A 9,346-nucleotide genomic window follows, 5' to 3' on the forward strand; every position below is an offset into this window, starting at 1 on the left:
ATATATATCATTTCATTTGGGGATAAGAAGAATTCAAAGTAGCTTAACAGCTGCTTTTTTATTTTGCATAGAAAAAGGAACCTACAATGGCTCCTTTTACAACGCTATCTTGTACCTATTGATTTGTCGCTTAACATCCATAAAAGCTAACAATGCTCCTATAGCACAAAGCCCTTTAAACCAAAGGAACTCGGAAGAAAATAGTCCGCCAAAGAAATCGACTGAGTGTACAAAACAAGTAATACCAAATAACCAAAGCATGAACTTTAATTCTTTTGAGGAATATTTATAGTTTTTAAATCTTTCCCACATATGTATCAACTCCTATTGTCCTGATGTTCTGTAGTTTTTCTTTATGATATCTCGCATATTTAAGACAAAGAATAGAAGGAAAATCAAGGCTATGATACCGTTAACCCAGTAGTATGTATGTCCTGTTGTGAATCCAGTATAGAAAGAAAGGGAATTCCAAACTAAAAGGATTGTTGAACAGATAGTAGAGATCAATAATGAACTAAAAATTCTCATGATTTTCACCTCGATTCAAATTTTTATATAATTATACATTTAAATGAATGGATTTACAAGAAGAATTACCATAAGGAGGAGTTATAACGAGTTTCTTCCTATCAAATGAAGATGTAGCGGTATTTGTAAGAAGAGGGAAAATTACGCTGGAGCAATATGAATTGATTACTGGTGTAACATATCAACCAGCAGAATAAGCATCTTCAAAGCGTGCGAAATGTAGGCTTTTTTATTTTGAAAGGAGCGAAAAAATGACAATTGAACTTGGTTTATTAATTGCATTGCTATCTCTTGCAATTAGTTATTTTGGGTATTCATTAAATAAAACAAGGTCCATTAAATTGGATGGCCAACAAAGTGCAGAAACGAACGCGAAATTAGAGTACATCAGCAAAGGCGTTGATGATATTCGTATTGATATAAAGGCGAATGAAAAACAGATGATTGTACTTGGTGAACGTATTACAAGGGTAGAAGAAAGTTCTAAACAAGCTCATAAAAGATTGGATACTTTAGAAAAGGAGGCAAATTAAAGATGCCACTTACAAAAGAAAATATTTTAAAACGTTTGCGCAATTGGAAAACATGGGTTGCGCTCTTTTCATGTCTTGGATTGATTTTATCAGTGTTCGGGGTAACTGGATTTGAAGGTAATTTAGAAAAGGTGCAGCAAGCTGTTTATTTATTTGGTATTGCACTAGGCATTTGGACAAGTCATGGAGATGACGCTGATCAAAATGAAAAAGGAGATGTTCAATAATGGGACACATTGTAGATATTTCAAAATGGAATGGTAATATTAATTGGGATGTAGCAGCACCGCAAATTGAATTAGCTATTTGTCGTGTACAATACGGTTCGAAATTAGTAGATCATTTATATAATGAGCATGTATCGAAACTAGAGCAATACGGTATTCCACATGCGGCATATGCTTATGGATGTTTTGTATCAGTAGCTGATGCAATTGTGGAAGCTAAGGACTTCTTAGCAAGAGTAAATCCTAATGCTAAATTCCTTGTATTAGATGTGGAAGACGATACAAAAAAGTCAATGAAAAGCAAAGGTAACCTTAATGATTTAGCAAAAGCATCACCAGCTTTCATTGATACATGTAAAGCTGCAGGTTGGAAAGTAGGATTTTATGTAGCTCATCACATGTACGGTGACTATAATTTACAAAGTGTACAAGCTGATTTTATTTGGTTACCGCGCTATGGAACAAATGATGGCCGTCCACAAAAGAAACCCTCTTATCCTTGTGATATCTGGCAATATACCGATAATGGTTATATTGATGGTATTGGGAAAGTGGATATTAATTTATTGCAAGGTGACAAAACATTAGATTGGTATACAGGAGAGAAACACTTAGAACAATCTGTTTCTAACGGTGGTTATCAATACGTTAAGTCTGGCGGATTTGGTACTAATTTGCTATACGAAGCGATTCAAGCTATGGTTGAACGAGGAACGAAAGGTAGAATTATTACTGATCCATTTACAGGGTTATGCAATATCGAAACCGAAGTTTTACCTAATACAGAATTAGATAAAATTACTTGGTGGATGGATACTCGACCTGAAGATAAATGGTTTTACGAATATATCAAAGTGAAGTAATAGTTGAAGCCGTCCTTAATTGGGCGGCTTTAACTATTATCTAAATGATTCCTTAGCTTTCTCTATTAAGTTCTGTTCCTCTTTTGTATTTGTAAATTCGATAACCATAACAGACAGTCCAAAACATAAACAAACAGCCTTTATCTTGCTAACTCTCACAAGAACTTACAATTTTTCTCTATCTGTATTTAACCTAGAATACAAGATTCTTTCATTTTTATTCCCGGATATATTTGAAAAACTGTATGTTTTTATCTCAAATCAATTATATCTATAAATTTAAGGAAAATTCTGTTATAAGATGCATCAGTGCAAGTTATTAAATTCTTTATCGGATTTATGTCAGTTACAGTCACAGATCTAGTAAGCAAATGACCATCTCTATAATAAGTAATCAATATCTTCTCTTCAGAAAGAAATGAACATAATAACTTGTTTTCAATAATTTCTTGTTCGTCTTGGGTTAATGTAGGGCACTCTACTTTTGTTTGTTTTTTAACAATCTTACCAATACCGATGAATTTATTCGGTATCGAAGCGAATGGAGTCCGCTTAACCATTCCTATTCCTTTTGGCATATGTGTATAGTTCATGCTGTATATCCCCCTAATTACTAGTAATCAATGCATCATTATATCATATTTTAAATATATTGGGATTATTTATGTAATTATAAAATAAGTTTTTAGAGGTTTTGGCTCCATATAAAGTTAAACCAATTTAACTAAGCATGATTTATATATATAATAGGAGAAATTACTGTGGAGTCCCTTTGTAGGTAAGCATGTTGTTGCTAAGGTTAATAATCTACGTTTCACTAATACCCTTCTTGGCAAGACAAAGATGTTGCTGGCTCTGTAGATATAGGATTAGGATTCATGATTGATGCGAAAGTAAGTGTCAATGGCTCACCACAATATAAAGTACACAATAGCAAAGGTAAAACATACTATGTAACAGCAAATGAAGCCTATGTGTATGTGAAATAGTAGACAAAACCACCTATCAAAAAGGTGGTTTTGTCTATTTTCATAATTTAGATTTTCGTTAATCCCCACATACTGAATTCATAATGATATTCCGTTCTCTCAATACATACGCCGAATTCTAAATCATCACCAACTAATACAAAATCCGCATACCCAGTTAGAAATCTTGATATGGTTGATAACTCTTCTAAATTATCAAATACTTCAGCAATGTTCAGCTTAACTGCTTCAAATTTACCACCCTTAGAGAAAAAGAGTCTCCCTTGATTAACTGGAAATTTAATGGCTTTAGCTGTTTCTTTTAACAGTGTTATTGATAGTCTTCCATTTTCTTCATAATCAGTGCTACCAAAAATTTTAATGGATTCACTTTACCTTATGTTTTTACGTATTAATTGAGCAGGTCCTTTTGAAAATAAAGAAAAGACACCCTAAGGTGCCTTCCTCCGACTAGAACCACTTTAATTTTAATAATATGTATTGGACTCCCATTCAACTATTATTTTATTGTATCTTTCTCGTTCTTGGCATTATTGTTCTTCTGCTTTCTTCGTTTCTTTTTTTGTTTTGACTTCTGTTTCTTCTGTACCGCAAGCGACTAACCCTAAAGTTAGCACCCCGGCAATAAGTAGGTTAATTTTCTTCATTATTGATCCGCCTCTTCACCTTTGTTTTGTTGTAATAACGATGAATCGATGTTCACGACTCAACCTTCGTTTGTAATTTGTTCGTTAGAAAATGAACAATTGATCGTATTAGAAAAGGTTTAAAAATAAAACTTTTCTTTTCATCTAATAAATTTACCTTTAAAGACTACATAAATACCTTTGACCATATTTGTAATTCTTTGTAAAATGATATATATAGAAAGATTATGAATATACAGGTAATCTATGGATAGTAGTTTCTAAGAAATTATTCGGGGAAAATTTCTTAGTTAAGTATATTAACTTGTTTGCACTAAATTTTACAAATAAAGGGGTATTAGGAATCATGAAAGCAAAGAAATTAGTAAGTTTAGCGTTACCAGTTATGTTATTGAGTGGTTGTATTACAATTGAAACTGATGGTAAGAAAGCTGAACCAAAGAAAGAAGAAACGCAAAAGATAGAAAAAGAGAGTAAGTCAACTGATAGCAAGAAAGAGGATAGCTTATCTATAGCGAAAGGTGAAGATAAGGAGACAAGTAAGTCAAGTACTTCTAACTCTACTAGTTCTTCCAACTCTTCTAGTAAGGTAACTGGTTCAGAAGTTGACAAATACAAGCAAGATATTTTAGACAATGCAAATAAAATAGACGAAACACTACGATTGATTGAGGACTCAGCAAAATCAGACATTAAATCAGTAAGCTTAAAGAAGAGTGAAATACAACTTGTAACAGGTGGGTCACAAGCATATGTAAGAAAAATAAAGTATCTTGAACCACCAACTGAACTGAAAGCAGAGCATGACAAGATAAAAGAATCAATGGACTTATACTATGATGCATTCCAACTCCTTTCAGATGCAGTAGGTGAAGAGAGTGAAAGTAAACTGAAAGAATCAATTACAAAGTCACATCAAGGTGCAAAGTTATTCGAAGAAGCAACAAAGAGTATTGCAAGTAAAACAAACTAATAATTAAAATTCATTCAGAATAAGGGGTATGATGTATGAGAGCGAAGAAACTAGTAACATTAGCAGTACCGTTCATGTTGTTAGTAGGTTGTGGAACTGATAAAACAGAAGCAAAGCCGAAAGAGAAAGTAGAGTCTAAAGAAGAGACGAAGGAGAAGTTGTCAAAAGAGAAGTACCCAACACGTATGACGAATTTATCTTCTGAGTTAGTACAGAAAATTACGGTTATAACTGAGTTAGCAATGGATAAAGACAAAGATGAAAAGTCTTTAGTAAAAGAGATAGTGAAAGAAGAGTCTGAGGTACAGAAAAGTATTGCTAAGTTTAAGAAAATAGAACCGCCAAAAGAGTTTGAAGACTCACATAAAGAAATCTTAAAAGCTGTAGATTGTTACAGTAAAGCCTATGCATTACAAGTTGAAATTATAAAAGGCAAAGGAAAAGTTACAGATGAAGACCGAAATAAGTCTCAAAAGTCAATGGACTTAATTAAAGAAGGTAATGAGTATTGGCAAAAAGGCTATGCACCACTTCAAGACGCTCAATTAGACCAAGCAAACGCTATTGGTAAGAAAACAGGAGTACAGTTCGATAAGCCTTCAACTTCTAATTCTGATGATGACAGTGTACAAGTATCAAAAGACGGTAAGGAGTTACTAGGTGAGTGGGGTAGTTACAAAGGTTCTGAATTCCATAAAGGGTTAGACTTCCGTGAAGATAATTCATTTACTGCTTATGATGATACAGGTAAATCTTCTTATGAAGACAATCACATGACAGGAACATGGCTTTTCGATGCAGACAAGAAACAAGTCACATTGTTACCTACTGAGTTTGTAAAAGACGGTAAGAAGATAGATGCAAAGAATACAAATGCATTTGTAGAGTATAAACTTGAATTCTTACGAGCAGGTTCTCTAAAAATGACTGACAGTAAAGGCAATACAATAACAGCTGAAAGACGCAAATAATCATACAATCATAGGAGCATATGAATATGAAAGCAAAGAAACTAATTACGTTAGCTTTTAAGCATGGTTGCTTTATTATTCTGTGATGTTTTAGGAATCAATGTGTTTTATAGTTTTTCTACGATGATAATAAATATGATTTGTTCATGCTACCTATATATTCATTATGTGAAAAGAAGGAATAGAGAAGTCCATTATGATGTTTAAAGGTAACTGGTATAAATTAGTAAAAATACTTATTAGTCGATTCTGGGAATAATGATTGTGAGGGAAAAAGATGAAATGGGGAATAGAAGCGATAAGACATACTGAATGTAGTGGTACTAATAGCGATAAGAATTTAAATTTGGGAGAGGAGTATCAAAGTACTTCATGGACATATTTATCCTTATCGTATCTTCAAGATTTTTTAGAATCATCGGGATTAAGTAGAGATACGATATTGGAACTACTCCCAATTAATTTTAAGGGAATTGTATGGGGTTTTTTGGAGAATGAGGATATTAAGTTTATACGCACGCTTCCGAGCCCAAATAGATGTTTGGAAATTCTAGAGGAATATAAACTGATGGAAGTAGCTGTTACCTATGAACCAAACATGGAATTTAAATTGCGGTGGTTAAAAGAACGCTGGGAAAAAGGATACTATGTATTTGCGAATTGTTAAGAACGTAACGTAATAAAAGTAAAGAGTGGAGAAAAAAGAGATTAAATTCATATAATAATAGGGGCCGTATTTTCCTTAGGTTTTCAAAAATACTTGGAAATAGAGGATACCCTTGCTTTTGTTAACTGCATCATCTATTGCAGAAGTGACAAGGAACGATATTTGTTTCGTTCAATTTCTTTTCAATAAAAGAGTATTAAAAAGGTTGAGAGGAAAGTCGGAATGAAGGAATTTTGGGGAATTAAAGTTATTGCTGTAAACGAACATTCTGCGGAAACAGTTAAGAATATAGCGAATTATTTATTCAAGATGGCTCAGAAATGAGTCATCTTTTTTATTTGTAAAAAATAGGCCCTAAATTCGTAACAATCTTGTGTGTGAAAATAAAAAAACATCTTTGATAAGATAGTTTTTTTACTTATTTATTGAATTAAAATATTTTTACCATGGATTCTCTCTGCAAGCATTTTGACAGAACAAGGTACTATGACCATTCCTTATGCACTGGGCGTAGCACTCTGGATCTATTGGGAAAATGGAAGAATAAATTGTTGGCTGTGAGTAGGAGTTTTACCCGTAAGCCCAAGGTGTACCATAAGATGATATAGGTGCAGATGTTGTTGGTATTGAGTGAGGGTTGTACCCGTGAAAATTAGCACTAGATGGATTCATACGACATATATCTTCACATTCAAACCTATGTCCACCTTTCATAATGCAATCCCATACACATTCTTCAAATGTTTGACGATACAAAGACAGTCACTCCTTATCTTAATCCTATTGTTCTCGATATTATATTTATCTGTATATTTTTGGATAATTGTCCATACGTATTTGGGTGATTGTTAAAGATACATAGCAAAGCTTATGATTTTGCAGGACTTGAAGATGGTAAAAAACGAAAGGACCAAAAAATAGTCCCTAGAAAACTGCATAACGTATTCAAAAAAATCTATTTAGATAGGAACCTATGCATTGGATAAAAGGTTAATAACTTGAGCAAAAAGAACTGGGTATTTACATACTTAACATACATATTAGTTTTGTTAATTAAGTCCTTTTTTTGGAATCTGTATATAGTTATAATGTGCTAAAAAGCTTGAGAAATATCAAAATGTGTAATTTTTCTGACGATTTTGACAAAAGTGTTTAATATTTGTAATTTTTTGTTTTATAATGATAATTGGGTTGATCGTGAATGATTTAAATATTTCGATAAATACTCAGGTTAATTTATTTTAGGGAGGTTTCAAGATTGGGGAAAAGAGTTATTTTAAGAGTTTTTACATTATTATCAGTACTGGCATTATTCCTTAATGTGTTTTTACCAAGGGCTAGTGCAGAGGTTATGACGCATGAGAAATATTCAATGGATTGGAGTTATAGTAACAGTCTAGGTAAGCATATTCGAACTGAAATTATTAAAAATTCAAGCGGTCAAATTGCTTATTGCTTAACTCTTGGACTAAAATCACCAAATGGTGAAGATCTTCCTGAAATGGGGAAAACAGATAATGTAGTATATAGGGTCCTATTAAACGGTTTCCCACAAAAAAGTGTTCAGCAGTTGGGAGTAGCTAATCAGAATGAGGCACACTACGCGACTCAGCTTGCAGTTTGGAATGCATTAGGTCAACTTGATGTAAATGAACTGAAACATGCGAATAAAAATGTTGAAAAAGCGGCTAAGGCAATTATCAATGCTGCTAATAATAGTGGGGATACGCAAGATATTTATATGAATGTTATCCCAGCTGAAAAACAAAAAGCAGAATTAAAAGGTGAGTTCTTCGAAACAAATCTATATACAGTACAAACAAATGCTAAGAGTGGTTCTTATAAAGTAGTAGCGAAAAATGCACCTAATGGAATAAAAATTGTTAGTGAAAATGGTGAAGTGAAAGATCAGCTTTCAGTTGGAGAGAAATTCCGTATCCAAATCCCTAAAAATACAAAAACAGGTGAATTTAATCTAAGTGTTGCTGCAAACTTAACAAAAGTTCAAGCAATTGCTTACCGCGGTACGGATACTGTTCAGAATGCTACAGTACTATTAGAAAGAAATGAAGAAAAGCTTAGTAGTGACCTTGCAGTAAATTGGGAAGCTGCTGGTTCTTTAAAAATTAAAAAAATTAAAAAAGTTGGAGAAAGTGGAGAAGTATTAGCTGGTGCGGTATTCGAGGTTTTTAATGCGAATAATGAATCAGTTGGAAAAATCACGACTGGTGCTGATGGTACTGCAGAATTAAATAACCTACCAATTGGTACTTATACTGTAAAAGAAATAAAAGCGCCAACAGGCTATGTTTTAGGTGATAAACCACAAACCATTGAGGTTAAGACTGGAGAAACTGGGGCTGTTCAAATAGTAAACAACAAGGCAAAAGGGAACATTGAAATAAAAAAACTTAGTGATTCAGGTAAAGTGCTACCTAATGTTGAATTCACTGTTTTTACTGAAGATGGAAAAGAAGTGAAAAAGGCAGTAACAAAAGAAAATGGAATTGCAAATGTTGAAGGCCTTACATTTGGTAAGTATTATTTCTTAGAGACAAAAACACCAAATGGATATATTGGAAATAAAACAAAGTATCCTTTTGAAATTAAAGAGCACAATAAAACACTGACTTTTACAGTAGAAAACACCGAAGTAAAAGGTAGTGTAAAACTACTAAAAGTAGATAACGAAGATATTAGTAAAAAATTAGAAGGTGCAGTATTCGAGTTAAAAGATGCAAGTGGAAAAGTAATTGGCGAATATAAGACAGATAAAAATGGCGAAATTAACGTTAAAGATCTAGCGTATGGTAAGTATTCATTTGTAGAAAAGACTTCTCCAAACGGTTACGTTCTTGTTACAGAACCAATTGTGTTCGAAATAAAGGAACATGGAAAAATTATTGAGCTATTAGCAGTTAATCATCTTATCAAAGGTGATCTGGAAA

Annotated in this window: 13 protein-coding genes and 2 pseudogenes; 9 read left to right on the forward strand and 6 right to left on the reverse strand. The window is 33.0% G+C overall.

Annotated features, from left to right (window positions below; translation table 11 throughout):
* Positions 1 to 96: 96 nt before the first annotated feature.
* Both CQ058_RS32810 and CQ058_RS32570 read right to left on the reverse strand, forming a co-directional pair.
* The gene (locus CQ058_RS32810) at positions 97 to 312 is read right to left on the reverse strand and encodes a hypothetical protein (protein WP_002187260.1); all 216 of its coding nucleotides are present in this window, start codon (positions 310 to 312) and stop codon (positions 97 to 99) included.
* Between the two features lie 12 nt (positions 313 to 324).
* Positions 325 to 528, reverse strand: coding sequence for a hypothetical protein (locus tag CQ058_RS32570; protein WP_002191422.1), 204 nt, complete (start codon positions 526 to 528; stop codon positions 325 to 327).
* A gap of 83 nt (positions 529 to 611) precedes the next feature.
* Between CQ058_RS32570 and CQ058_RS29690 the strand changes: the two genes are divergently transcribed.
* The 4 genes from CQ058_RS29690 to CQ058_RS29705 are packed head-to-tail and all read left to right on the forward strand — an operon-like array spanning position 612 to position 2,151.
* Complete coding sequence (locus CQ058_RS29690) at positions 612 to 725, forward strand: XkdX family protein (protein WP_078177489.1); 114 nt, start codon at positions 612 to 614, stop codon at positions 723 to 725.
* Between the two features lie 54 nt (positions 726 to 779).
* Positions 780 to 1,061, forward strand: a complete 282-nt coding sequence (locus CQ058_RS29695) for a hypothetical protein (protein ID WP_002191423.1) — start codon at positions 780 to 782, stop codon at positions 1,059 to 1,061.
* A 2-nt stretch (positions 1,062 to 1,063) separates the two neighbouring features.
* Positions 1,064 to 1,288: a hypothetical protein gene (locus tag CQ058_RS29700; protein WP_002191424.1), complete on the forward strand. Its 225-nt coding sequence runs from the start codon at positions 1,064 to 1,066 to the stop codon at positions 1,286 to 1,288.
* Positions 1,288 to 2,151, forward strand: a complete 864-nt coding sequence (locus CQ058_RS29705; protein ID WP_002193438.1) for a GH25 family lysozyme — start codon at positions 1,288 to 1,290, stop codon at positions 2,149 to 2,151. The genes CQ058_RS29700 and CQ058_RS29705 overlap by 1 nt, the downstream gene beginning before the upstream one ends.
* 251 nt (positions 2,152 to 2,402) lie before the next feature.
* Here the strand turns inward: CQ058_RS29705 and CQ058_RS29710 are convergent, their stop codons facing one another.
* The gene (locus CQ058_RS29710; RefSeq protein ID WP_002187255.1) at positions 2,403 to 2,744 is read right to left on the reverse strand and encodes a YolD-like family protein; all 342 of its coding nucleotides are present in this window, start codon (positions 2,742 to 2,744) and stop codon (positions 2,403 to 2,405) included.
* A gap of 172 nt (positions 2,745 to 2,916) precedes the next feature.
* Here CQ058_RS29710 and CQ058_RS32575 point away from each other — a divergent pair.
* Positions 2,917 to 3,140: pseudogene (locus tag CQ058_RS32575) on the forward strand (N-acetylmuramoyl-L-alanine amidase); the annotation flags it as partial.
* 47 nt (positions 3,141 to 3,187) lie between these two features.
* Here CQ058_RS32575 and CQ058_RS29720 read toward each other — a convergent pair.
* Both CQ058_RS29720 and CQ058_RS29725 read right to left on the reverse strand, forming a co-directional pair.
* A pseudogene (locus tag CQ058_RS29720) lies at positions 3,188 to 3,511 on the reverse strand (YxiF family protein); the annotation flags it as partial.
* A 159-nt stretch (positions 3,512 to 3,670) separates the two neighbouring features.
* Positions 3,671 to 3,787 (reverse strand): hypothetical protein, encoded by a 117-nt coding sequence (locus CQ058_RS29725; protein WP_002191427.1) that lies wholly within the window; start codon positions 3,785 to 3,787, stop codon positions 3,671 to 3,673.
* A gap of 346 nt (positions 3,788 to 4,133) precedes the next feature.
* On the opposite strand from CQ058_RS29725, the gene CQ058_RS29730 reads away from it, so the two are divergent.
* From CQ058_RS29730 to CQ058_RS29740, 3 genes are all read left to right on the forward strand, one after another.
* On the forward strand, positions 4,134 to 4,760 hold the full coding sequence (locus tag CQ058_RS29730) for a hypothetical protein (RefSeq protein WP_002193441.1): 627 nt from the start codon (positions 4,134 to 4,136) through the stop codon (positions 4,758 to 4,760).
* A gap of 35 nt (positions 4,761 to 4,795) precedes the next feature.
* A complete protein-coding gene (locus CQ058_RS29735) occupies positions 4,796 to 5,731 on the forward strand; it encodes a DUF3994 domain-containing protein (RefSeq protein ID WP_002191429.1) in 936 nt (311 codons plus the stop codon).
* Positions 5,732 to 6,008: 277 nt separating this feature from the next.
* Positions 6,009 to 6,398 carry a hypothetical protein gene (locus CQ058_RS29740; protein WP_002187147.1) on the forward strand — a complete coding sequence of 130 codons (390 nt, stop codon included), beginning with the start codon at positions 6,009 to 6,011 and terminating at the stop codon, positions 6,396 to 6,398.
* 570 nt (positions 6,399 to 6,968) lie between these two features.
* Here CQ058_RS29740 and CQ058_RS29745 read toward each other — a convergent pair.
* Positions 6,969 to 7,154 (reverse strand): hypothetical protein, encoded by a 186-nt coding sequence (locus tag CQ058_RS29745; protein ID WP_002187150.1) that lies wholly within the window; start codon positions 7,152 to 7,154, stop codon positions 6,969 to 6,971.
* A 502-nt stretch (positions 7,155 to 7,656) separates the two neighbouring features.
* Between CQ058_RS29745 and CQ058_RS29750 the strand changes: the two genes are divergently transcribed.
* Positions 7,657 to 9,346, forward strand: a 1,690-nt coding sequence (locus CQ058_RS29750) for a thioester domain-containing protein (protein WP_105590180.1), incomplete at its 3' end; no start/stop codon positions are given.

The organism is Bacillus sp. MYb56 (assembly GCF_002976445.1).
In the GTDB taxonomy this organism is placed as follows: domain Bacteria; phylum Bacillota; class Bacilli; order Bacillales; family Bacillaceae_G; genus Bacillus_A; species Bacillus_A mycoides.

Bases quoted from the DNA above. Each gene is read 5' to 3' on its own strand.
- CQ058_RS29695 (WP_002191423.1), top strand. From the start codon at position 780: ATGACAATTGAACTTGGTTTATTAATTGCATTGCTATCTCTTGCAATT.
- CQ058_RS32810 (WP_002187260.1), bottom strand. From the start codon at position 312: ATGTGGGAAAGATTTAAAAACTATAAATATTCCTCAAAAGAATTAAAG.
- CQ058_RS32570 (WP_002191422.1), bottom strand. From the start codon at position 528: ATGAGAATTTTTAGTTCATTATTGATCTCTACTATCTGTTCAACAATC.
- CQ058_RS29700 (WP_002191424.1), top strand. From the start codon at position 1,064: ATGCCACTTACAAAAGAAAATATTTTAAAACGTTTGCGCAATTGGAAA.
- CQ058_RS29705 (WP_002193438.1), top strand. From the start codon at position 1,288: ATGGGACACATTGTAGATATTTCAAAATGGAATGGTAATATTAATTGG.
- CQ058_RS29710 (WP_002187255.1), bottom strand. From the start codon at position 2,744: ATGAACTATACACATATGCCAAAAGGAATAGGAATGGTTAAGCGGACT.
- CQ058_RS29730 (WP_002193441.1), top strand. From the start codon at position 4,134: ATGAAAGCAAAGAAATTAGTAAGTTTAGCGTTACCAGTTATGTTATTG.
- CQ058_RS29740 (WP_002187147.1), top strand. From the start codon at position 6,009: ATGAAATGGGGAATAGAAGCGATAAGACATACTGAATGTAGTGGTACT.
- CQ058_RS29735 (WP_002191429.1), top strand. From the start codon at position 4,796: ATGAGAGCGAAGAAACTAGTAACATTAGCAGTACCGTTCATGTTGTTA.
- CQ058_RS29725 (WP_002191427.1), bottom strand. From the start codon at position 3,787: ATGAAGAAAATTAACCTACTTATTGCCGGGGTGCTAACTTTAGGGTTA.